Annotated in this window: 34 protein-coding genes and 1 tRNA gene; 5 read left to right on the top strand and 30 right to left on the bottom strand. The window is 59.5% G+C overall.

Annotated elements, in window-relative coordinates; all coding sequences use genetic code 11:
* Window positions 1–21: 21 nt before the first annotated feature.
* On the top strand, window positions 22–519 hold the full coding sequence (locus SIB83_RS05090; RefSeq protein ID WP_413403919.1) for an HNH endonuclease: 498 nt from the start codon (window positions 22–24) through the stop codon (window positions 517–519).
* Window positions 520–530: 11 nt separating this feature from the next.
* On the opposite strand, the gene prfA is transcribed toward SIB83_RS05090, so the two are convergent.
* The 30 genes from prfA to rplC form a co-directional block, all read right to left on the bottom strand.
* Window positions 531–1,628, bottom strand: coding sequence for a peptide chain release factor 1 (gene prfA, locus SIB83_RS05085; RefSeq protein ID WP_413746951.1), 1,098 nt, complete (start codon window positions 1,626–1,628; stop codon window positions 531–533).
* 147 nt (window positions 1,629–1,775) lie between these two features.
* Window positions 1,776–2,033, bottom strand: coding sequence for a 50S ribosomal protein L31 (rpmE, locus tag SIB83_RS05080; protein WP_413746950.1), 258 nt, complete (start codon window positions 2,031–2,033; stop codon window positions 1,776–1,778).
* 8 nt (window positions 2,034–2,041) lie between these two features.
* The gene (rpsI, locus tag SIB83_RS05075) at window positions 2,042–2,446 is read right to left on the bottom strand and encodes a 30S ribosomal protein S9 (protein ID WP_413403913.1); all 405 of its coding nucleotides are present in this window, start codon (window positions 2,444–2,446) and stop codon (window positions 2,042–2,044) included.
* On the bottom strand, window positions 2,443–2,895 hold the full coding sequence (rplM, locus tag SIB83_RS05070; RefSeq protein WP_413403911.1) for a large ribosomal subunit protein uL13: 453 nt from the start codon (window positions 2,893–2,895) through the stop codon (window positions 2,443–2,445). Before rplM ends, rpsI begins: the two co-directional genes overlap by 4 nt.
* Before the next feature lie 157 nt (window positions 2,896–3,052).
* A complete protein-coding gene (truA, locus tag SIB83_RS05065; protein ID WP_413747293.1) occupies window positions 3,053–3,940 on the bottom strand; it encodes a tRNA pseudouridine(38-40) synthase TruA in 888 nt (295 codons plus the stop codon).
* 23 nt (window positions 3,941–3,963) lie between these two features.
* Complete coding sequence (rplQ, locus tag SIB83_RS05060) at window positions 3,964–4,314, bottom strand: 50S ribosomal protein L17 (RefSeq protein WP_413746949.1); 351 nt, start codon at window positions 4,312–4,314, stop codon at window positions 3,964–3,966.
* A gap of 36 nt (window positions 4,315–4,350) precedes the next feature.
* Entirely contained in the window at window positions 4,351–5,289 is a 939-nt protein-coding gene (locus SIB83_RS05055; RefSeq protein ID WP_413403907.1) for a DNA-directed RNA polymerase subunit alpha, read from the bottom strand.
* Between the two features lie 45 nt (window positions 5,290–5,334).
* Entirely contained in the window at window positions 5,335–5,727 is a 393-nt protein-coding gene (gene rpsK, locus SIB83_RS05050; protein WP_413403906.1) for a 30S ribosomal protein S11, read from the bottom strand.
* Between the two features lie 56 nt (window positions 5,728–5,783).
* Window positions 5,784–6,149: a 30S ribosomal protein S13 gene (gene rpsM, locus SIB83_RS05045; protein ID WP_413406101.1), complete on the bottom strand. Its 366-nt coding sequence runs from the start codon at window positions 6,147–6,149 to the stop codon at window positions 5,784–5,786.
* Window positions 6,150–6,250: 101 nt separating this feature from the next.
* Complete coding sequence (gene rpmJ / locus SIB83_RS05040) at window positions 6,251–6,367, bottom strand: 50S ribosomal protein L36 (RefSeq protein WP_066904998.1); 117 nt, start codon at window positions 6,365–6,367, stop codon at window positions 6,251–6,253.
* A 47-nt stretch (window positions 6,368–6,414) separates the two neighbouring features.
* Window positions 6,415–6,966, bottom strand: a complete 552-nt coding sequence (locus tag SIB83_RS05035; protein ID WP_413403904.1) for an adenylate kinase — start codon at window positions 6,964–6,966, stop codon at window positions 6,415–6,417.
* Between the two features lie 95 nt (window positions 6,967–7,061).
* The gene (gene secY, locus SIB83_RS05030) at window positions 7,062–8,381 is read right to left on the bottom strand and encodes a preprotein translocase subunit SecY (protein WP_413403902.1); all 1,320 of its coding nucleotides are present in this window, start codon (window positions 8,379–8,381) and stop codon (window positions 7,062–7,064) included.
* 105 nt (window positions 8,382–8,486) lie between these two features.
* Complete coding sequence (rplO, locus tag SIB83_RS05025; protein ID WP_413403900.1) at window positions 8,487–8,939, bottom strand: 50S ribosomal protein L15; 453 nt, start codon at window positions 8,937–8,939, stop codon at window positions 8,487–8,489.
* 6 nt (window positions 8,940–8,945) lie between these two features.
* Complete coding sequence (rpsE, locus tag SIB83_RS05020; RefSeq protein WP_413403898.1) at window positions 8,946–9,590, bottom strand: 30S ribosomal protein S5; 645 nt, start codon at window positions 9,588–9,590, stop codon at window positions 8,946–8,948.
* 13 nt (window positions 9,591–9,603) lie between these two features.
* Window positions 9,604–9,972: a 50S ribosomal protein L18 gene (rplR, locus tag SIB83_RS05015; protein WP_413746948.1), complete on the bottom strand. Its 369-nt coding sequence runs from the start codon at window positions 9,970–9,972 to the stop codon at window positions 9,604–9,606.
* A 33-nt stretch (window positions 9,973–10,005) separates the two neighbouring features.
* A complete protein-coding gene (gene rplF / locus SIB83_RS05010) occupies window positions 10,006–10,545 on the bottom strand; it encodes a 50S ribosomal protein L6 (RefSeq protein WP_413746947.1) in 540 nt (179 codons plus the stop codon).
* A gap of 14 nt (window positions 10,546–10,559) precedes the next feature.
* The gene (gene rpsH / locus SIB83_RS05005; protein ID WP_413403892.1) at window positions 10,560–10,961 is read right to left on the bottom strand and encodes a 30S ribosomal protein S8; all 402 of its coding nucleotides are present in this window, start codon (window positions 10,959–10,961) and stop codon (window positions 10,560–10,562) included.
* 19 nt (window positions 10,962–10,980) lie between these two features.
* Entirely contained in the window at window positions 10,981–11,520 is a 540-nt protein-coding gene (rplE, locus tag SIB83_RS05000; protein ID WP_066904473.1) for a 50S ribosomal protein L5, read from the bottom strand.
* Between the two features lie 49 nt (window positions 11,521–11,569).
* Complete coding sequence (gene rplX, locus SIB83_RS04995) at window positions 11,570–11,926, bottom strand: 50S ribosomal protein L24 (RefSeq protein ID WP_413403890.1); 357 nt, start codon at window positions 11,924–11,926, stop codon at window positions 11,570–11,572.
* Window position 11,927: 1 nt separating this feature from the next.
* The gene (rplN, locus tag SIB83_RS04990; protein ID WP_186491755.1) at window positions 11,928–12,293 is read right to left on the bottom strand and encodes a 50S ribosomal protein L14; all 366 of its coding nucleotides are present in this window, start codon (window positions 12,291–12,293) and stop codon (window positions 11,928–11,930) included.
* Window positions 12,290–12,556, bottom strand: coding sequence for a 30S ribosomal protein S17 (gene rpsQ / locus SIB83_RS04985; RefSeq protein ID WP_413403888.1), 267 nt, complete (start codon window positions 12,554–12,556; stop codon window positions 12,290–12,292). The genes rplN and rpsQ overlap by 4 nt, the downstream gene beginning before the upstream one ends.
* A gap of 17 nt (window positions 12,557–12,573) precedes the next feature.
* Window positions 12,574–12,783 carry a 50S ribosomal protein L29 gene (rpmC, locus tag SIB83_RS04980; RefSeq protein ID WP_413403886.1) on the bottom strand — a complete coding sequence of 70 codons (210 nt, stop codon included), beginning with the start codon at window positions 12,781–12,783 and terminating at the stop codon, window positions 12,574–12,576.
* A gap of 2 nt (window positions 12,784–12,785) precedes the next feature.
* Window positions 12,786–13,259 (bottom strand): 50S ribosomal protein L16, encoded by a 474-nt coding sequence (gene rplP / locus SIB83_RS04975; RefSeq protein WP_413746946.1) that lies wholly within the window; start codon window positions 13,257–13,259, stop codon window positions 12,786–12,788.
* A gap of 16 nt (window positions 13,260–13,275) precedes the next feature.
* Entirely contained in the window at window positions 13,276–14,007 is a 732-nt protein-coding gene (rpsC, locus tag SIB83_RS04970) for a 30S ribosomal protein S3 (RefSeq protein WP_066904453.1), read from the bottom strand.
* Between the two features lie 19 nt (window positions 14,008–14,026).
* Window positions 14,027–14,392 (bottom strand): 50S ribosomal protein L22, encoded by a 366-nt coding sequence (rplV, locus tag SIB83_RS04965; RefSeq protein ID WP_066904449.1) that lies wholly within the window; start codon window positions 14,390–14,392, stop codon window positions 14,027–14,029.
* Window positions 14,393–14,396: 4 nt separating this feature from the next.
* The gene (gene rpsS, locus SIB83_RS04960; protein WP_413403882.1) at window positions 14,397–14,672 is read right to left on the bottom strand and encodes a 30S ribosomal protein S19; all 276 of its coding nucleotides are present in this window, start codon (window positions 14,670–14,672) and stop codon (window positions 14,397–14,399) included.
* Window positions 14,673–14,707: 35 nt separating this feature from the next.
* A complete protein-coding gene (gene rplB, locus SIB83_RS04955) occupies window positions 14,708–15,571 on the bottom strand; it encodes a 50S ribosomal protein L2 (RefSeq protein ID WP_413746945.1) in 864 nt (287 codons plus the stop codon).
* Between the two features lie 15 nt (window positions 15,572–15,586).
* Complete coding sequence (locus SIB83_RS04950) at window positions 15,587–15,889, bottom strand: 50S ribosomal protein L23 (protein WP_413403880.1); 303 nt, start codon at window positions 15,887–15,889, stop codon at window positions 15,587–15,589.
* The gene (gene rplD / locus SIB83_RS04945) at window positions 15,882–16,517 is read right to left on the bottom strand and encodes a 50S ribosomal protein L4 (protein ID WP_413403879.1); all 636 of its coding nucleotides are present in this window, start codon (window positions 16,515–16,517) and stop codon (window positions 15,882–15,884) included. The genes SIB83_RS04950 and rplD overlap by 8 nt, the downstream gene beginning before the upstream one ends.
* Window positions 16,517–17,173 carry a 50S ribosomal protein L3 gene (gene rplC / locus SIB83_RS04940; RefSeq protein ID WP_413403877.1) on the bottom strand — a complete coding sequence of 219 codons (657 nt, stop codon included), beginning with the start codon at window positions 17,171–17,173 and terminating at the stop codon, window positions 16,517–16,519. Before rplC ends, rplD begins: the two co-directional genes overlap by 1 nt.
* A gap of 396 nt (window positions 17,174–17,569) precedes the next feature.
* Here rplC and SIB83_RS04935 point away from each other — a divergent pair, with 396 nt between their 5' ends.
* The 4 genes from SIB83_RS04935 (at window position 17,570) to SIB83_RS04920 (ending at window position 20,960) form a co-directional block, all read left to right on the top strand.
* A complete protein-coding gene (locus SIB83_RS04935; RefSeq protein ID WP_413403875.1) occupies window positions 17,570–18,031 on the top strand; it encodes an NAD(P)H-quinone oxidoreductase subunit N in 462 nt (153 codons plus the stop codon).
* 74 nt (window positions 18,032–18,105) lie between these two features.
* Window positions 18,106–19,077, top strand: coding sequence for an LdpA C-terminal domain-containing domain (locus tag SIB83_RS04930; RefSeq protein WP_413746944.1), 972 nt, complete (start codon window positions 18,106–18,108; stop codon window positions 19,075–19,077).
* Between the two features lie 70 nt (window positions 19,078–19,147).
* Window positions 19,148–20,782, top strand: coding sequence for an AAA family ATPase (locus tag SIB83_RS04925; RefSeq protein WP_413746943.1), 1,635 nt, complete (start codon window positions 19,148–19,150; stop codon window positions 20,780–20,782).
* Between the two features lie 106 nt (window positions 20,783–20,888).
* Window positions 20,889–20,960, top strand: a tRNA-Gln gene (locus SIB83_RS04920).
* Window positions 20,961–20,970 lie beyond the last annotated feature (10 nt).

The raw sequence follows: 20,970 nt of genomic DNA, 5'->3' as shown, positions 1-20,970 counted from the left end.
CCGTGTATTCAGTGAGCTGGCATGGGCCAGGTTCTCGTTCTCAATGCGTCCTACGAGCCGTTGAACATCACCACCTGGCGTCGAGCCGTCGTGATGATGATCAAGGGAAAAGCCGAGAGCCTGGAACATGATTCCAATCGCCTTGTCCGTAGTGACATGCATCTGCCGACGGTGATCCGGTTGCGTCAGTTCGTGCGAGTGCCCTTTCGCCAGATGCCACTGACGCGTCGCAATGTGTTTCAGAGAGACAATCACACGTGTCAGTACTGCGGCAGTCGTGAACTTCTCTCCATCGACCATGTGATCCCCCGAAGCCGTGGTGGAACAGATGCCTGGGACAACGTGACCACGGCCTGCACCAGTTGCAATGTCCGCAAGGCAAGTCGTACTCCCTCCGAGGCAGGCATGCCTCTGAAAAGGGTTCCGCGTCGTCCTCTCAGCAGTCTGAGTTTTGAGGCGGTTCGTCAGATTGACTCCGGTCGCCACAGTGAGTGGGCCAAGTATGTGATCGGCATCTGACCCCTTTCAGGTCAATCGTCGGCCAGTTGGCTGAGCTGTTCCAGCTTGCTGCGTTGCTCCTCTGCCACACAGGCCCCAATCACATCCTCCATCTGACCCTGAAGCACGGATTCGAGACTGAAATTCCGCCCCAGTCGGTGGTCGGTGACTCTGTTGTCCTTGGCGTTGTAGGTGCGGATCTTCTCGCTGCGATCGCCTGTGCCCACCTGAAGGCGCCGGGCTGAAGTCTCTTTTTCATTCGCCTCGGCAAGCTGACGCTCGTAGAGCTTGGCCCGCAGAATCTCCATTGCCCGTTCACGGTTCTGCAGCTGGGAGCGTTGCTGCGTGCAGAACACGCGGATGCCGCTCGGTTTGTGAAGCAGGTCAACGGCTGTCTCCACTTTGTTCACGTTCTGCCCTCCGGCACCCCCTGAGCGAGCGGTACTGATCTCAAGATCTCCAGGTTCGATCTGAACCTCCACGGGATCAGCCTCAGGCATCACAGCCACCGTCGCCGTCGATGTGTGAACACGACCCTGGGATTCTGTAGCAGGGACACGCTGCACCCGATGCACGCCGGCTTCAAATTTCAGTTCGCTGAAAACAGCATCACCTTTCACCGAAAGAATCAGTTCCTTGTAACCGCCAAGGTCGGCTTCACTGGCGCTCACGGGCTGCACTGTCCAGCCGCGCCGGCTGCTGAACCGCTCGTACATGCGGGCCAGATCTCCGGCCCAGAGCGAGGCCTCATCTCCGCCGGCACCGGCTCTGATTTCCAGCATCACGCTGCGTTGATCGCGTGGATCCTGGGGTAGCAAGGCGAGCGTCAGCCGTTGAATCAGCTCGTCATGACGTTGTTCAAGAGATTGCAGTTCCAGCTGAGTCAGCTCCTCCATCTCTGCATCGCCGCGGCTTTCACGCAGCAGTGTCCGCGCCTGCTCCCGTTCATGGAGAACGTTCTGCAGGCTGGTGTAGTCGACGACCAGTGGTTCAAGGCGCGAGCGCTCCTTGGCCACGGACTGCAATCGGTCCGGATCCGAAGCCACATCAGGGTCAGCGAGCTGGCGTTCCAGATTGTGGAAACTGCTGGTCGCGGCCTCAAGACGGCTGATCAGAGTTGAGGAGTCCATTGCGTCAGAAGCAAGGTCGGGGAAGGACCTGACGGTGTTGTCCTTTCAGAAAAAAACCCCGAAGGCAGAGCGCTGTCTGCATTCGGGGATGTCAATTGTGGCGATCGATCGCTTTGGCGTCGATTGCTGTGCGCATCAGATTTCAGCCTAGGCCTCGTCCTTGGCAGGGCCTTCCTTGTCGTCGTTGACACTGGCGGTGCTGCCCATACCGTATTTGCGCATGAAGCGATCCACACGTCCTTCGGTGTCAAGAATCTTCTGGGTGCCGGTGAAGAACGGATGGTTCCCGCTCCAGACGTCCACATGGATTTCGGGCTGGGTGGAGCCAGTGGTCATGACCACTTCTCCGTTGCAGATCACCTTGGCGTCCGGGTACCAGGTGGGATGAATGTCGGGCTTGGGCATAACGGAGATCAGCGCTTGGAGAACTGGGGAGCTTTGCGGGCTTTCTTGAGGCCGTACTTGCGACGTTCCTTCGCTCTGGGATCCCGGCTGAGGTGGCCTTCGGTTTTCAGAGGCTTGCGATTGTCGGAGGAGAGTTCGCAAAGAGCCCTAGCGGCGCCCTGCTTGATGGCATCGGCCTGTCCCGTCAAGCCACCACCTCTGACGTTGACGAGTACGTCGTATTCAGCAGTCAGGCCAAGGGTCTGCAAAGGGGCCTTGACAGCGGCGATGTAAGCGGGGTTGTAGTTGAGATAGTTATCTCCAGGACGGCCATTGATTGTGATTGTGCCGTTGCCGGGGATCAGGCGAACGCGGGCCACTGAGGTCTTACGACGACCGGTGCCCCAATAGACGACAGAGTTGGAGGTGCTCATTTGGCAGAAGCGGCGGGATCGAGCTGCAGAGGCTGGGGCTGCTGGGCTGAATGCGGATGCTCAGCACCCTTGTAGACCTTCAGTTTGCGGTACATCTGGCGACCCAAAGCGTTATGGGGAAGCATGCCCTTGATGGCTTTTTCCACGATTCGCTCAGGGAGACGCTCCTGGAGATGAGCAAAGGTCTCCACCTTCATCCCACCAGGACGTCCTGAATGTCTTCGATACAGCTTCTGTTGTGGCTTGCTGCCACTCACTTTCACCTTGTCGGCATTGACGACAACGACGAAATCGCCTGTGTCGAGATGCGGGGTGTAAGTGGCTTTGTTTTTGCCGCGGAGCACGGAAGCCACCTCGGTCGCCAGGCGGCCAAGGGTTTGATTCTCAGCGTCCACCAGGTACCACTGGCGGTCGATTGAATCGATGGAGGGGACGGAGGTCTTGTTCATCGCGCCGGCATGCCGGTTCGGTTATGCCCCGTCGCGAGCGACGAAGCTGGGCAGGGAGCGTGAGCGACGCCGTGACGTGCTTTACAACGCTCAAAAAACGACTCTACCTGTCGGAGGTCTACTTCTCTGATCGAGTCAGTTGAGTGAAGACGACCGTTCAGGCACAAAATGGCCATTCCGGAGGATCCGGGGGCGGATCCTCCGTAGCCAGAAAAAACGTCGGTTGACAATCGTACCAGCCGCCCTTGCTGAAGATCGTTTCGGAATAACCGGCGCGCAGCAGGCACAGGCCCTGTGCCGGTGCCCCATCCTTCACTTCACTGCGGCGACGTTCTTTCCAGCGGCGTTCAAAGTGCTCCGGGGTCAGTCGATGCTCTCCAACCGCCACGAGCTGGCCAGTGAGCAGACGCACCATTCCATAGAGAAATCCGCTGGCCTGAATCTCGAAGTGAATCAGGTCTCCTCGCCGCTGCAGTGACACATCCTGGATCGTTGTGCGCGAATGGGACCGTCGGCTTCCCGCGCGTTGGAATGCTGCAAAGTCGTGACTTCCCAGCAGGCCATGAAGCGCCTGTTCCATGGCCTGTTCATCCAGTCGACTCTGGTAGCGGTGCCAGCTCCAGGGCGCGAGAAACAGGTTCGGCCTTCGTCCGTTGTACAGGGTGTAGCGATAACGCCGGTAGCTGGCGGAGTAGCAGGCATGCCATCCAAGCGGACGCTCCACGGCTTCTCGCACCCGTATCGAGGAGGGCAAACGCCCATTGAGAGCAGGTGCCCAGCGTCTGGCTGGAATGGGGCCGCGGCAATCGAAATGAACCACCTGGCCAGAGGCATGCACGCCTGCATCAGTTCGCCCTGCAGCCACCGTCTGTATCGGCCGATGTGGATCGAGCGCTGAAATGGCTTCGTCCAGAACCGATTGCACACTGATGCCATGCGGCTGACGTTGCCATCCACAAAATGGAGAACCCTCGTACTGCAGACTGAGAGCGATCCGTCTGAGACGGATGCCGGCAGTGTCAGCCGAAGGTTTTGGATTTGTGATTTCCGTGATGCTGACGCCGGACTTCAGACCAGTTCGATGATGGCCATCTCTGCATTGTCCCCGCGGCGGCGAACGGTGCGGGTGATGCGGGTGTAGCCCCCTTTTCGATCGCTGTAACGATCGGGAGCTTTTTCGAACAGGGTATGCACGAGCTGCTTGTCGTAGACGTATCCCAGCACCCTGCGCCGGGAGGCAAGGCTGCCCTCCTTGGCCAAAGTGATCATCCGTTCGGTTTCGTCACGCAGGGCTTTGGCACGGGCTTTGGTGGTGGTCACACGACCTTCGCGGATCAGCTGTGTTGTGAGACCGCGAAGCATGGCTTTGCGTTGGTCGGCGGGACGTCCCAGCTTTGGGACTCGGCATTGGTGACGCATGGTTCTGAGGGGGCTGCGGTAATGGGCGGTTAAGGGTCAGACGCTGGTGCGGCTCTGGGGGATCTGGATGCCGATCTTTTCAAGCGCTTCAATCACCTCATCAGCCGACTTGGAACCGAAGTTCTTGATCTCCAGCAGGTCTTCGTAACTGAAGCCCATGAGATCGGAAACGGAATTGACCTGAGCACGTTTCAGGCAGTTATAGGCACGAACAGACAGATTCAATTCCTCAAGAGGAATCTGCGCTTCGGCTGTGGGCTCAGGCTCCACCTGAACCTCTTCCACCATGGTGACAGTGGCGAGCGGTTGGAAGAGTTCGATCAGCTGATTGGCCGACTGAGCAATGGCATCGTCAGGTGTGATCGACCCGTCGGTGACCACCTCCATGCGCAGCCGCTCTCGAGCGGAACCCCCCTCAGCCACTGCAGTCTCATCAATGGTGAAATTCACCCGGTGCACAGGCATGAACACGGAATCGATCTGGAGGAGATCGATTGCACTGGTGTCCTCGTTGTGACGGTCCACGGGGCGGTAGCCCACGCCGCGTTCCACATGAACCTCGAGCTCGAGGCTGTAGCCGTCGCTCACCGTGGCGATCACGCGTTCACCATCCACCACCTGGACCTGGGATGAAAACTGCAGATCGCGTGCTTTCACCGTTGCTGGCCCGGCTATCACCAGACGGCCGATCTCCAGCTCGTTGGTGCGGCTATTGACAGTGATCTGTTTGCAGTTCAGCAGAATGTCGAGTACGTCCTCCCGAACTCCGGGGATGGTCGCGTATTCGTGATTGACACCGGCAATGCGGACAGCTGTAACAGCGGTGCCTTCGAGGTTGCCCATGAGCACACGACGCAGGGAATTGCCCAGGGTTGTGGCCTGGCCCCGCTCAAGGGGGCCGATGAGAAACACACCGGTTTGGGAGCGATCGTCGGCGATCTGATGCTCGATACGGTCGATCTGGTATTGCAACACGGTCTGAGGCGGGGGAGAGAGGGACCTGAACGGGGACGCGTTGGTTCAGACGCGCCGACGCTTTGCACGGCGACAGCCGTTGTGCGGCAGGGGAGTGACGTCGCGGATCAAGGTGATTTCCAGGCCGGCGACCTGTAACGCCCGAATCGCGGTTTCACGGCCTGAGCCGGGACCTCGCACAAGCACCTCTATCTGGCGCATGCCCTGCTCAAGAGCTCTGCGGGCGGCCGCTTCGGCAGCTGTCTGCGCTGCAAAAGGAGTGCCTTTGCGAGCACCCTTGAAGCCACTGGCACCTGCTGAGCACCAGGAGATGACTTCTCCAGTGGTGTCTGTGATCGAGACGATCGTGTTGTTGAAGGTGCTCTGGATATGGGCAACTCCGTTGGGGACGTTGCGCTTGGCCTTCTTGGGGCCGGTTTTCTTGACTGTTTTGGCCATGGGCCTGGAGATGGAGAGGGCTTAAGGAACTGAAGGATCCGGTTGGCCGAAGAGGCTTACTTCTTCTTGCCGGCAACGGTCTTGCGAGCTCCGCGACGGGTTCGCGCATTGGTGCGGGTTCGTTGCCCGCGCACCGGCAGGCTCATGCGATGGCGACGACCACGAACGCAGCCGATGTCCTGGAGGCGCTTGAGGGCCATCCCCTCCTGCCTGCGCAAGTCGCCCTCGATCGTGTACGTCTCTGTGGCACCGCGCAGTTTCTGCACATCGCCGTCCTCAAGATCCTTGACTCTGGTGTCAGGGTTGACACCTGTCTTCGAGAGGATGGTTCGAGCCCGAGTAGGGCCAATTCCATAGATGTAGGTGAGGGCGACTTCGATCCGCTTGTCGCGGGGAATGTCGACACCAGCAATCCGTGCCACTGAGCAATTAATCGAGGTGTACAACGACTTCCTTTGCCTGGGAAGTCTTCAATTCAGGGTGGCAGGAGCCCAACTCTGCCTTGAGGCTGCAGACCGAGGCCTCAGCCCTGGCGTTGCTTGTTGCGAGGACGCTTCTTGTTGATCACGTAGATGCGACCTCTGCGCTTGACGATTTGATCGTCAGGGCTGATTTTTTTAACTGAGGAACGCACCTTCATGGGGCGAAGCTCTCCATTGTTGCAAACAGCTACCGTATCACAGCGGGTCAAGCAACAACGCTTTCGATTCGTTCAGCAATGGCTTCAACACTGCCGTTGGCCTGCACTCTGACCAGCAGCTTCTGATTGCTGTAGTGCTCAATCAAAGGAGCTGTCTGCTGCTTATAAACCTCAAGACGGTTGCGAATCACCTCCTCGTTGTCGTCTGCACGACCGCGGCCGAGCAGTCTCTCGATCAGAACCGAATCATCCAGCTCAAGCAACACGACGCTTTCGATCGCCTGATCCAGTTCCTGGAGGAGCGGTGCCAGAGCCTCAGCCTGAGCCACGTTGCGCGGAAAGCCATCCATCAGCCAGCCTTGCCCGTTGAGAGCAGACAGCTGTGCTTTGACGATGGCCAGCACCAGGTTGTCCGTCACCAGTTCGCCCCGGTTCATCACGGCCTCCGCTTCCTTGCCGAGGTCGCTGCCTGCGGCCACTTCAGCTCTGAGCAGATCCCCGGTGGACAGGTGCCGAAGTCCGTGCTTTTGACAAAGGCGAGCTGCTTGTGTGCCCTTCCCGGCACCGGGCGGGCCCACGAACAGAAGACGTTGTTTCATGGCGATTCTGGGTGATTCGAATGGACGGAATCAACAGTTGTGGAGGATCCACAGCGGTTGTGTTGTTTCGGGGCAAATCCCCGAACCTTGCCTTGTTACTGGCGCACCATTCCCTCGTAGCGCTGTGAGATCACGTAGGTCTGGACCTGCTTGGCAGTGTCAATGGCAACACCCACCAGGATCAGCAGCGAGGTGGCGCCAAGTCCCTGGAATGTCTGCACGTTGGTTGCGCGTTCCACGGCGGAGGGAATGATGGCGACTGCTCCGAGGAAGAGTCCGCCAAGCAGTGTGAGTCTGTTTTTCACACCTTCCAGGTAGTTGGCCGTTGCTGTTCCAGGCCTGACTCCTGGGATTGCCACGCCTCCACGTTTGAGATTGCTGGCGACATCCACCGGGTTGAAGGTCAGAGACGCGTAGAAATAAGAGAAACCGAGAATCAAGGAGAAGAACACCAGGGCATAAGGCCATGGATTTGAGCTGCCTGGATTCAGGGCGGTGGCTGCTCGGATCAGAAAAGGGTTCTGGCTGAAGTTGGCAATTGTGATCGGCAGAAAAATCAGGGCCGAGGCGAAAATGATCGGCATCACGCCACCGGCGTTGAGTTTCAGGGGCAGGTAGCTCTGGCGATTGGGCAGGACGGCTCCTCCTCCCACCTGACGCTTCGCGCTCACGATCGGAAGCCGTCGCTGTCCCTCCTGAACAAAGATGATTCCCACGATCGTGACCAGGAACACCAGAACCAGGATCACGATTCCAAACACATCATTGCGATCGCCCGTCTGGGCTTTCTCAATGGTGGAGCCGAGAGCCTGAGGAAGGGTGGCCACAATGTTCAGGAAGATCACAAGTGAAGCTCCCTGGCCGATGCCTCGTTCCGTGATCACTTCGCTGAGCCACATCACGATCATCGATCCGGTGACCAGTGCCAGTGCCGTCTGCACCACGAAGACACCTACGGGTAGCCCCTCCACTGCATAGGGGCGCAGAATCATGGCGAAGACCACGCTTTGAATCAGCCCCCAGCCCAGGGCGACGTAACGCGTGATCTGTGCAAGTTTGCGACGGCCCGCTTCTCCCTCATTTTTCTGTAGATCCTCCAGTTGTGGAAGAGATGCTGTGAGCAGTTGAAGGATGATCGAGGCATTGATGAACGGCAGGATCCCCAGGGCGAAGATGCCAAGGGTGGAGATGCCCCCACCGGTGAAGATGTCGAGGAAACCAATCAACTGTCCACCCTGTTGGATGAACTGTTCGAAGGCGACACGGTCAATGCCGGGCATCGGGATGTAGATGCCGAGGCGCACCAACATCAACAGCCCCAGAGTTGTCAGGACCCGGCCTCTCAGCTCAGGGTTCTGAACCAGCTGGGTGATGACTTCACTGGCGCTGGGATTACGTCCCCGACTGACGAGCATGGAACAGAGATTGGATGATTGAGCTTGATGCAGCAAAGCCGTCCGCGGATGACGATCCGGCGGACGGCTCAGACGTTAGATCCGTGGAGGTCGATCCGATGGATCTCAGTCCAGCAGTTCGCAGGTGCCACCGGCTGCTTCGATTTTGGTTCGCGCTGAGGCCGTGAAAGCAGAAGCCTGAACCGTGAGCTTGGCCTTGAGTTCCCCGTTACCGAGGATTTTCAGAGGGTGCTTGGGGCTGGTGACAACACCATCCTTGACCAGAGAGTCGAGGTTGACTGTGCTGCCGGCCTTGAGATCATTGAGCGCTGAAACATTCACGACGGTGAAATGTTTGGGATTCACCAATGTGAAGTGCTTCAGTTTGGGCACTCGCCTGTAAAGGGGCATCTGACCACCTTCAAAACCAGGGCGGGTCGGCCGGCCGGAACGGGATTTCTGGCCACGCATGCCGAAGCCACAGCTCGCACCCTGACCAGCGGCGATACCGCGGCCCTTGCGCAGTTTGCGGCGGCGGGCGCCCTTATTGGGCTTAAGGGAATCAAGTCGGAGAGTCATAGGGAATCAGGAATAGATCTGCTCGAGGGAGATCCCCCGTTCCTTTGCGGTCTCCTTGTGTGTGCGGAGACTTTCGAGCGCCACCATGGCGGCGCGGGCGTTGTTGAGAGGAGTCTTGCTGCCCAGTCGTTTGGCCAGCACGTTTTTAATGCCGGCTAGCTCGAGAACTGTACGAATCGAACCGCCTGCGATGACTCCGGTACCCGGAGCTGCGGGGCGAATCAACACGCTGGCCGCTCCATCCCGACCGTTGGACAAGGTTGGAATGGAGTTGTGACGTGTCAGAGGCACTTTGACGAGATGCTTCTTGCCGTCGGCAACACCCTTGCGCACGGCACCGATCACGTCGCCGGCCTTGCCGACACCGACGCCGACCTGACCGCGCTCATTTCCGACGACAACAATGGCCCTGAAGCTCATTTTCTTGCCGCCTTTGACGGTCTTGGACACGCGGCGGATCTGGACAACCCGCTCCTGCCATTCGGAGTCACGCTCTTGATTGCGTCGATCACCACGGCGTCCGCCTCTGCGGTCACCGCGATCGCGACCTCCTCCGCGGCGCTGTTCCTGCTGCTGGCCTTCAGCTGCCGCAGGAACATCGGCCGCCGAGGGCACGTCGTTGGGAGTGGTCTGAGGGTTGGAATCGGTCATGTTGAGAGCAGGATCAGAACTGAAGGCCCGCTTCCCGGGCGGCGTCGGCAAGGGCTTTAACCCGGCCGTGATACAGGTTGCCGCCGCGATCGAAGACCACCTGTTGGATGCCTTTGGCAAGGGCGCGCTTGGCCACCAGTTCGCCGACGGCTACCGAAGCATTGCAGTTGTTGCCGTTGGTTTTGAGGCTAGTGCGCAGGTCCTTGTCAATGGTCGACGCAGAGCAGAGCGTGCTCTGGGCGTCATCGTCAATGACCTGGGCGTAGATGTGGCTGTTGGAGCGGAACACGGCCAGGCGGGGTTTGCCGGCTGTGCCGCTGAGGTGACGACGCAGGCGTCGATGACGCTTCTGGGTCTGTTGTTTACGGGAAAGGGTCGACATGGTGGGTAGAGAGGAAAAGCGTCTAGCAGTGGATTACTTTTTGCCCGACTTGCCTGCCTTGCGGAGGATCCATTCGCCCTCGTACCGGATCCCTTTGCCCTTGTAAGGCTCGGGCGGACGGATGGCGCGGATTTTGGCGGCTTCATTACCAACCAATTCCTTGTCGATTCCGGAAACAATCACCTTGGTGTTGTTCTCGACTTTGAAGGTGATGCCTGCCGGGGCTGCGACCTCGACCGGATGGCTGTAGCCGGCACTGACCACGAGCGTGGTGCCTTTCACCTGAGCCCTGGAGCCAACACCGATGATTTCCAGGCTTTTACTGAAACCGCTCTCGACACCCACGATCATGTTGTTGACCAGAGCACGGCAGAGTCCGTGGCGCTCACGGGAGGTGCGCTTGCTGTTGGTGGGAGACAACACGATGGTGTTCTCCACCTGATCGATGCTCACGCCTTCAGGCAATGTGCGTTTGAGTTCTCCCTTCGGTCCCTTCACGGTGACAGCAAGACCGTTGAGGCTGACGGTCACCTTCTCAGGGATGGGAATAGGGGATTTACCGATACGTGACATGGTTATGCTCCAGATCAAAGGACGTAGCAGAGCACTTCACCGCCGACGCCCTGCTTTCGGGCATCGCGGTCGCTCATCACACCTTTTGAGGTGGAGATGATGGCCACTCCCAGTCCGCCGAGGACCTTGGGGAGGCTGCGAGTGTTCTTGTAGATGCGCAGACCGGGTTTACTCACACGCTGCATGGAGCGGATCGTGGGTTGGCGGTTTTTGCCGCTGTACTTGAGTTCGAGCACCAGGTTGGTGTGAACTCCCTCGCCTTCCTCGCTGATCTCGGCGATAAAGCCTTCCTGCTGCAGCACCTTGGCGATACTGCGAGACATGCGGGAAGCAGGTACTTTTGTGCTCTGGTGACGTTTCTCACTCGCATTGCGAATGCGGGTGAGCATGTCGGAAATAGGGTCGTGATTGGCCATAGTGGTTTCCGAGGAGGGCTCAGTTGCTGCGGAATGGCATTCCCATCTCGCGGAGGAGGGACCGGCCCTCTTCATCCGAACGGGCAGTGGTCACGATGGTGATGTCCATGCCCCTGATGGCGTCGATCTTGTCGAAGGAGATTTCAGGAAAAATGATCTGCTCCCTGACCCCCAGGGTGTAATTGCCACGTCCGTCAAAGCTTTTCGGGCTGACGCCACGGAAGTCACGGATGCGGGGCAGTGCCAGGTTGATCAGTCGCTCTAGAAAGGCGTACATGCGATCACCGCGCAATGTCACGGCACAGCCGATCGGCATGCCTTCGCGGATCTTGAAGCTCGCGATGGCTTTCTTGGCTCGGGTCACCACCACTTTCTGGCCGGTGATCTGTGCAAGTTCGTTGACCGAGGCCTCGAGGGCCTTGGCATTCGCTGCAGCTTCGCCAAGTCCGCGGTTCACGGTGACCTTGACCACCTTCGGGACTTCATGGACGTTGGAGAGACTGAGATCTTTCAGCAATTTGGGCTGAATGGTCTCCCTGTAGCGCTGTTTCAGTGACATGGCTGGGGAATGGGACTTCTGGGCTTGGTCAGAAGGCGGATCGGGGTGATCAGTCGATCACCTCGCCGGTTTTCTTGAGGCGGCGCTTTTTGCTGCCGTCCTTCTCGGTGATCAGCTCGACTCGGCTGGTCACCTTCTTGTCTTTGGAAAAGATCATCACGTTGGAGGCATGCAGTGAAGCCTCTTCAGTGACGATCCGACCGCTTTCACCCTCTTGAGTGGGTTTGACGTGGCGGGTGCGCATGTTCACGCCCTCCACAATCACGCGATTTTCATTGGGCAAAGTGCGCAGGACCTCTCCGGTCTTGCCCTTGTCCTTACCGGTGATCACCTGAACGGTGTCGCCTTTGCGGAGACGCATCTTGATGCGTTGTGATGCGCCTGATTTCGGAGTTGCAGTTGCCATCTCAGATCACCTCCGGAGCGAGGGAGACGATTTTGGTGAAATTCCGGTCGCGCAGTTCGCGAGCCACTGGTCCAAAGACACGAGTGCCCTTGGGATTTTTGTCATCGTTGATGATGACTGCGGCGTTGTCGTCAAATCGGATGGAGTTGCCGGTGTCACGACGCAGAGTCGCTTTTGTGCGGACCACAACGGCCTTCACCACATCGGACTTTTTCACGCCCATGTTGGGCATGGCGTCCTTAACGGCCGCAACGATCACGTCGCCCACGTGGGCGTAACGACGATTGCTTCCCAGGACACGGATGCACTGGATGCGTTTGGCTCCGCTGTTGTCAGCAACAGTGAGGAAGGATTCCTGCTGAATCATTTGTTGGCCTCCTCAGCCTTGGGGCTGTGGCTGATCACCTCTGAGACGGCCCAGCGCTTGTGACGACTGAGCGGCCTGGTTTCGGTGATGCGGACACGGTCACCGACGCGAACGCTGTTGTTCTCGTCGTGAGCTTTGTAACGGGTGGTGCGGCTGACCGTCTTCTTGTAGATGGGATGGGGAAAGCGGTTTTCCACCGCAACCACCACCGTTTTGTCCATCTTGTCGCTGACGACGGTACCGACCCTTTCCTTGAGTGCCATGGGTATGAAGTGGAGGATCAGGAGGCGGTGGAGCTTTGTCGCTCCTTTTGCACCGTCAGCAGCTGAGCCAGTTTTGTGCGGCTCTGCTTGAAGCGGTGGGTGTTGGCCAGTTGCCTGGTGGCTTGCTGGAAGCGCAGATCGAACAGTTCGCGACGGAGACCGACGATTTGCTCTTTGATGTCTGAGTCAGAGAGTTGACGCAGTTCTGAAACGTTGGAACGGGCCATGGTCAGGACTCCACGGTGGCGGCAGCAGTGCCCGGAGCTTGCGCACCAGATGTCTGCTCCTGTTCATCGAGAGTGATGAACTTGGTCTTCACAGGCAGCTTGTACTGCGCGAGGCGCATGGCTTCCTTGGCGATTTCGGGGGTGATTTCATCGCCACCCATCTCGAACAGGATCCTGCCCGGCTTGATCACTGCAACCCAGAATTCAGGGTTGCCCTTACCTGAACCCATTCGGGTTTCGGCAGCGCGCATGGTGACCGGCTTGTCAGGGAAAATCCTGATCCAGATTTTTCCGCCACGCTTGACGTAGCGGGTCATGGCACGACGGCTGGCCTCGATCTGGCGCGAGGTGATCCAGCCGCATTCCTGTGCCTGCAGTGCGAACTGGCCGAAGGCGATGGTGTTGCCACGGGTGGCGACACCGCGCATGCGGCCGCGTTGCTGCTTACGGAATTTGACGCGTTTTGGACTCAGCATGGTTCAGGCCTCCTGTTCAACCCTCGTTGGAGCGGTCTTCGAACTGTTGGGGCCTGCGACCGGCCCGACGCCGCGGGGTTGCCCCCACAGGCAGCTGTTGCTGGGCTTCATCACCCAGCACTTCGCCTTTGAACACCCAGACCTTGATGCCGAGCACCCCGTAGGTGGTGCTGGCGACCTTGGTGGCGTAGTCGATGTCAGCGCGAAGGGTGTGCAGCGGCACACGGCCTTCACGCGTCCACTCGGTGCGGGCGATTTCAGCACCGTTGAGGCGACCTGAAACCTGAATTTTCAGGCCCAGAACGCCGGCTCGCTGAGCGCGCTGAACCGCCATGCGGATGGTGCGACGGAACGCCACACGCTTTTCAAGTTGCTGAGCGATGTACTCGGCGAGCAGAAAAGCATCGGCGTCGACGCGCTCGACTTCAACCACATTGATCCGAACCTGGCGGTTCAGATCGCCGACGGTTTTCTGGATGCCGGAGCGCAGCTCTTCAATGCCGCTGCCCTGGCGTCCAACCAAAACGCCGGGGCGTGCGGTTTTGAGCTCGACCTCAAGCTGATCGGCCTTGCGGGCAATCAGCACGTCGCTGATACCGGCGGAGCCGTATTTCTTGTGGATGAACTTGCGGATCCGGTCGTCCTCCTGGAGGAGGCTCGGATAACTCTTGCTGGGGGCGTACCAGCGTGACCGGTGCTCCTGGGTGATCCCCAGGCGTAAGCCGGTTGGATGGATTTTGTGTCCCATCAGTCGGGGTGCTCGGGGGTCAGGAGTCGGTCTGGGCTGCCACAGCAATGCTGATGTGGCAGGTCTGCTTTTTGATCGCGAAGGCGCGACCTTGGGCGCGGGGTCGGTAGCGCTTCATGGAGGGGCCCATGTCAGCGCTGGCCTGGGAAATCACCAGGGTTGATGGGTCAAGCCCGAGGTTGTGCTCGGCATTGGCCACTGCTGAACGCAGAACCTTGGTGATGGGACCCGTGGAGCGATACGGCATGAACTCGAGCATGATCAGCGCGTCGCGATAGCTGCGACCGCGGATCTGATCGAGAACCCGCCGGACCTTGGACACGGAACCGCGGATGAAGCGACCGTGTGCCTGGGCGGTGGTTGCCGTTGGGGATGACGTTGTCATGGACTCAGCGGCCTCCTTTTTTGTCTTTGATGTGGCCTTTGAAGGTGCGGGTGGGGGCGAATTCGCCAAGCTTGTGACCCACCATCTGTTCGGTCACGAAGACCGGCACGTGAGTGCGGCCGTTGTGCACCGCGATTGTGTGGCCGATCATCATCGGCAGAATCGTGGAGGCCCTTGACCACGTTTTGATCACCGACTTGTCATCGGCGGCATTTTGCCTTTCAACCTTGCGTAGCAGGCTGTCGGCAATGAAGGGGCCTTTTTTAAGTGAACGTCCCATGGCGGATTAAGCGAACGACGGAATGGTGAGCAGCATCATGAGTCGCGTCCGCCACGGCTCCGCTTGGACGTCTTACGACGCTTGCGGAGGACGAACTTGTTACTCGGCTTGTTGCGCTTGCGGGTCTTGAGGCCCAGAGCGGGTTTGCCCCATGGGGTGACAGGACCAGAACGGCCGATCGGCGCTCTGCCTTCACCACCACCATGAGGGTGGTCGCAGGGGTTCATCACACTGCCTCGCACCTGAGGCCGGCGTCCGAGCCAGCGGCGGCGACCTGCCTTGCCAAGGCTTGTGTTGCGGATCTCCGAGTTGCCGACTTCGCCGATGGTGGCGTAGCACTCACGGCGCACCAGTCGAACTTCCGTGGATGGCAGCTTCAGGGCGACGTAATCACCCTCCTTGGCCATCACCTGAGCGCTGGCTCCGGCAGTTCGGACCATTTGTCCTCCGCGACCTGCGTAAAGCTCGACGCAGTGAACGCTGGAACCGAGGGGAATATCGGAGAGCGGCATGGCGTTGCCGATCTCGATGGGAGATTCAGGTCCCGACACCACGGTTTGACCGATGGAGACACCGGCAGGGGCCAGGATGTAGCGCTTCTCACCATCGGTGTAGTAGAGCAGGGCCAGCCGCGCATTGCGATGCGGGTCGTAGTGAATGGCGGCCACCTTGGCTGGCACACCGTGTTTGTTGCGACGAAAATCGACGATGCGGTACTGCCTCTTGTGGCCACCGCCACGATGACGACAGGTGATTACACCGCGGTTGTTGCGTCCTTTGCGGCGGTGCTTGGACACCACAAGCGAACGCTCCGGCTTGCGGCCGGTGACTTCACTGAAGTCGGTGACGACCCGGGTGCGTGTACCGGGTGTGTAGGGGCGGAAGGTACGGATTGCCATGACGTTTCAGACCCCTCAGGACTCAGGGAAGAGTTGGATGGAGTTGCCCTCAGCAAGGCGCACCACAGCCTTCTTCACCTGAGAGCGTTTGCCGGCAAATTTGCCGACCCGACGACTCCGGCGGGGAGGATTCATGGTGCTCACGCCGGTGACCTTGACATCGAACAGCTGCTCAACAGCGGCTTTGATGTCGGGCTTGGCAGCTCTGGGATCCACCTCGAAGGTGTACTGGTTCAGTTCCAGTGCTCGGGTGGCTTTTTCAGTGATCAGGGGCCTGCGGATCACGTCCGCGAGGCGTCCTGTGAAGCGCTCAGTCATCTCCGTAGACCTCCTGAATGGTTGCGAGTGCCTCTTCGCCCAGCACCAGTGAATTGGCGTGGAGCAAATCGAAGACGTTGAGCTGGTCAGCCGTGATCAGCTTCACTTTCTCAAGATTGCGAACCGACCGCCGCACAACTTCGCTTGGGGCTGTGAGAACGATCAGAACCTTCGCGTCGGCAGCGACTCCGAGGCGCCCAAGAGCGTCGACGACCTCGCGGGTTTTTGGGGCTTTGAGGTCTGCTCCGAAGTCCTTCACCACAATCACGTCGTCGATGCGCGCCATCAGCGCGGTGCGCAGGGCCAAACGACGTTCCTTGCGATTCATCGCAAGGTTGTAGGTGCGGGGTTTGGGACCAAACACAATGCCGCCGCCTGGACGCAGGGGAGTGCGGATCGATCCCTGTCGGGCACGACCGGTCCCTTTCTGCTTGTAGGGCTTGCGTCCGCCACCACGCACCTCAGCACGGGTGAGGGTGCTGGCAGTTCCCTGACGGCTGTGGGCCTGCTGGCGCAGCACCGCACGGTGCATCAGATCAACTGCGGTGGTTTCTTTCGCCACCTTCAGGTCGATGGAAGCCTTGCCGGTTTCCTTGCCTTGCCAGTCACGTACAACACAATTGGCCATCACTTACCTCCTTGGGCGGGCTTGGCACCCACACGATTGGCGGGCCGGATGTTCAGCAGCGATCCAGGTTTTCCAGGAACAGATCCCTTGATCACGAGCAGGTTTCGGTCACTGTCCACCTTGAGGATGGTGAGCGCCCGCGTGGTGATTTTCTTGCCGCCGTAGCGACCAGCCATCCGTTTGCCTGGGTAGATCCGGCCGGGTGTGGTGCCCGCACCGGTTGAACCGGGCTCGCGGTGGTTCTTCGAGCCATGGGTCATCGGCCCTCGGCTGAAGCCGTGGCGCTTCTGATAACCAGCAAACCCACGGCCCATCGTGTCGCCGCTGACGTCGACTTTCTGGCCAGTCTCGAAATCACCCACGGTGATTGCGCCACCCAGCTCGAGACCCTTCAGGTCGTCGACGCGATATTCGCGCAAGTGTCGGAGTGTCCCTTCGCCGGATTTGGCGAGGTGACCCTTGGCGGGCTTGTTGATCAGCTTTTCGCGTGTTTCACCAAAGCCGATCTGCACGGCTTGATAGCCGTCAGTTTCAGTGGTCTTGAGTTGGGTGATCCGGCAAGGCCCCGCCTCGATCAGAGTGACCGGGACGGCTTTGCCTTGCTCGTCGAAGAACTGGGACATTCCCAGTTTCTTCCCAAGGATGCCGATGGACATGGGAGGTAGTAACGCCAGCGTGGACAACCCCAGCTGTTGCAACCTGACGCTGCTTGAGCTGTGGCCTGGAGGGCGCTGATTGAGATGACGCAGTCATGGCCGAACGCTTCAACGGAATTCGTTTGGGCAATTCGGATTGGGGCTAGCGAACGAATCAGCTGGCTGGGACTTAATCAACCGGAGAGGTCGGTAGTTTCCCGGCAACACAGCGATTGAAATCGTTGTGTTGCGCTGGCCTGAAGATCCGGCGCACACGCCGGACCTGCTCTCGGAACTGGAGGCCCGGCTAGCGGACGGGCACAGATCGGCAGAGCAAACTACGAACTTACATCACCGCCCTCCGGCTTCCATTCATCCCTGATCAGCTGCCAGACTCGTTTCAACTGGACCGATTCCATGCCGCTGCTGCTTTCAGGTCGGGGTTTCCGCCGTGAACTGGAATCCGCCGGTGTCATGGCTGTTCATGCTCCCCTCGAGGGCGGCGCTGAGACGCGCCTGCTGAGGCGACTGCGCGCCGCCGGATACCGCACTCAGATCACCTCCGCGCGTGGTCTCGGAGATCCTGAGGTCTTTCTGTTGCAGAAGCATGGTGTGCGTCCCCCCCACCTGGGTCACCAAAGTGTCGGACGTGGTGCGGCTGTGGGAGAGGTGCAGGAAGTGATGCCGCAACTTGGAGAGATTCTCCTTGGCAACAAGCCGGTCGTTCTGTGGCTGATCGAGGGGCAGGTGCTGTCTCGATCGGAACTGCTGTCCCTCTGCGACCTTTGCCGGCGTGAGCCGCGTTTGAAGGTTGTTGTGGAAATGGGTGGTGCGCGCAGCCTGCGCTGGCAGCCGATGACCCGGCTGCTGGGAGCCTGACCACCTGTCTTCTGCCGGTCACCGGTTCACATGCCGCCGGTGATGAAGCCCTCGCAGAGGGGCGTTGGGTCAAATTGATCTGTGGAGCCAGCAATCAGGATCTGGCTGCGATTGCAGATCTCTGTGCTCTCTATGCCGTTGCCGGGGTTCAGTGTGTTGACGTTGCAGCCGATGCCGCTGTTGTCAATGCTGCTCGAACGGGTCTCAGCTGGGCCAGGGAACGCACCGGTCAATCCCCCTGGTTGATGGTCAGCGTCAGCGACGGACGCGATGCCCATTTTCGTAAAGCCATCTTTGACCCTTCCCGCTGCCCGCCTGATTGTGCAAGACCCTGTGAAAAGGTCTGCCCTGCTGATGCCATTCATGCCGGTCCCGGCGTCGACCCCAACCGCTGCTACGGCTGTGGGCGTTGTTTACCGGCCTGCCCCCTTGGCCTGATTGAAACCGCCGATCATCGAGTGGGTCTCGACAACCTCGCCCTTCTGCTGGCCGAGCTACAACCCGATGCGATTGAGGTTCATACCGCCCCTGGGCGTCAGCAGGACTTTGATCGCACGCTCGACGAAGTTGCAGCTGCCTCGATTCCTTTGAAAAGGGTGGCTGTGAGTTGCGGTCTTGAAGGGCATGGCCTGCGCTCCCAGGACCTGGTCAAGGAACTCTGGGGGCGCCATGAGTGCTTGAGAAGACGTGGCTTTCGTCCTCTTTGGCAGCTTGATGGACGCCCGATGAGCGGTGATGTCGGCGCTGGCACGGCGCGTTCGGCTCTGCGGCTCTGGCAGCAGGTTCGGACCAGCGCACCTCCCGGGCCGTTGCAGCTGGCTGGAGGAACCAACAGCGCGACCATTGGCCTGCTCAACGGTCTTGGGCTGCTGCGCTCCAGTGGTCCGGCAGGTGTGGCTTTCGGTGGGATGGCCCGTTCGATCGTGCAACCTCTGCTGCAGGAGGCCGAATGCCGCCGGACCACATTGCGTGACTGGCCTTTTGGCTGGGAGCAGGCCCTTGCACTGGCTCGGGATCTGGTGATTCCCTGGCTTGCACGCCCCTGACTGTTCCCGATAAGGGACTCAGTCCTGCTAGAAGGCGTTGAGGTCCTGACGAGCACTGGGAGCCTGGGCCATGAGTACAGAGCGCATCACCGATGATTTGCAGCGGCTGCTCGCGCTGTTGCCAACGCCCGTTCAGAACGCTCTCGCCCCCGCTGAACGACGCAGTCAGCTGCTTGAAGTCGTTCTAGACCTCGGTCGGATTCCGGAAGCGCGTTACCCAGGTCGCTCGGTCGAACTCGGCGGCCACTGCCTGGAACGCCAGGACCTCGAGGAGATGGTCAACAGGATCGGCCAATTCGGTGCTGATAACCGAGCGGGCATTGAGCGCACCCTGCATCGCATCAGCGCAATCCGTAACCGGAGCGGTGCTGTTGTCGGCCTCACCTGTCGCGTTGGACGTGCCGTTTTCGGGACTGTCGCCATTGTTCGTGATCTGCTCGACAGCGGAGAGTCATTGCTGCTGATGGGACGCCCCGGTGTGGGCAAAACCACTGCTCTGCGGGAAATTGCCCGTGTTCTGGCCGAGGACCTGCACAAGCGGGTCGTCGTGATCGACACCAGCAATGAAATCGCCGGTGATGGTGATATTCCACATCCAGCGATCGGTCGTGCCAGGCGCATGCAGGTGGCCAGGCCTGAGCTTCAGCATCAGGTGATGATCGAGGCGGTGGAAAACCACATGCCTGAAGTCATCGTGATCGACGAGATCGGTACTGAGCTGGAAGCTCAGGCGGCACGCACAATTGCAGAGAGGGGCGTGATGCTTGTGGCCACCGCCCATGGCAATGCCCTCGCCAACCTGATCAAGAATCCAACGTTGTGCGATCTGGTTGGGGGGATCGAGTCGGTCACACTTGGCGACGATGAGGCTCGCCGCCGCCGAACCCAGAAAACGGTTCTCGAGCGTGCTGCCGAACCGACCTTCCCGCTCGCTGTGGAGATGCACAGCCGCCATCGCTGGGCTGTTCACGATGACGTCGGGCGCACGGTGGATCTGCTGCTTCGCGGACAAAGCCCCAGACCTCAGGAGCGCGAGTTGCTGGCGGACGGTGGAGTCAGGCTTGTGGATCCAGAACCATCAACGCCGCAGCCCCCTCAGCGGCGGCCCGCCCTGGCCGTCGTGCCTTTGCCTGATCCCAGACGTTCTGCCAGAAGGAGCAATGCTCCCGAAAAGTCGACCCCTGTTGAGACTGCGCGTGAGCAGAAGCTGCAGGTGCTCTGTTGTGGACTCAGTCGGCAGCGGCTGGAAGAGGCTGTCCGCTGTCACGGCTGGCCTGTCAAAGCTGTTGATGATCTGGCGTGTGCTGATGTGCTTCTGAGCGTGCGTCAGTGGTTGGGGCGTCAGCCTGAGCTTCGCCGGCAGGCACGGGAGGCCGGGGTTCCGATCCTCGTGATCAAGTCGGATTCTCTGGCCCAGGTCGAGCGAGCTCTTGAGCGCCTGCTCAACCGTCAGCCCCTGTCCGGCAGGGATCAGGAGCCTGAGCGAGCCTCTGGTCATCCCGATCCAGGCGATGCGCTGGCTGCTCTTGAGGAGTGCAGGCTGGCGGTGGAGCAGATTGTGATGCCGGAGGGGCGTCCGGTTGAGCTTTTACCGCGTAACGAGAACGTTCTTCAGATGCAGGCGGATCTCGTGGCGCGTTACAGCCTTCAAAGCGACGTCTATGGATCCAGTGATCAACGCCGGCTCAGAGTTTTTCCCCCATGACCCACGCCATGCCGGCGTGAATGGATTGACGAAGGTCACTCCATTGTGAGTAACTATTTGAACTTCCAGAGTTGACCTCCGCATGGAGCTTCAACAATGGAGTCAATGGGCCGTCGCCAAGTGGTAAGGCAGCGGGTTTTGGTCTCGCCATTCCTAGGTTCGAATCCTAGCGGCCCAGTTTTTTCTCA

This window comes from Synechococcus sp. MIT S9507 (genome assembly GCF_047304715.1).
Taxonomy (GTDB): Bacteria; Cyanobacteriota; Cyanobacteriia; order PCC-6307; family Cyanobiaceae; genus Synechococcus_C.
This window is presented reverse-complemented; position numbering and strand designations above follow the sequence as displayed.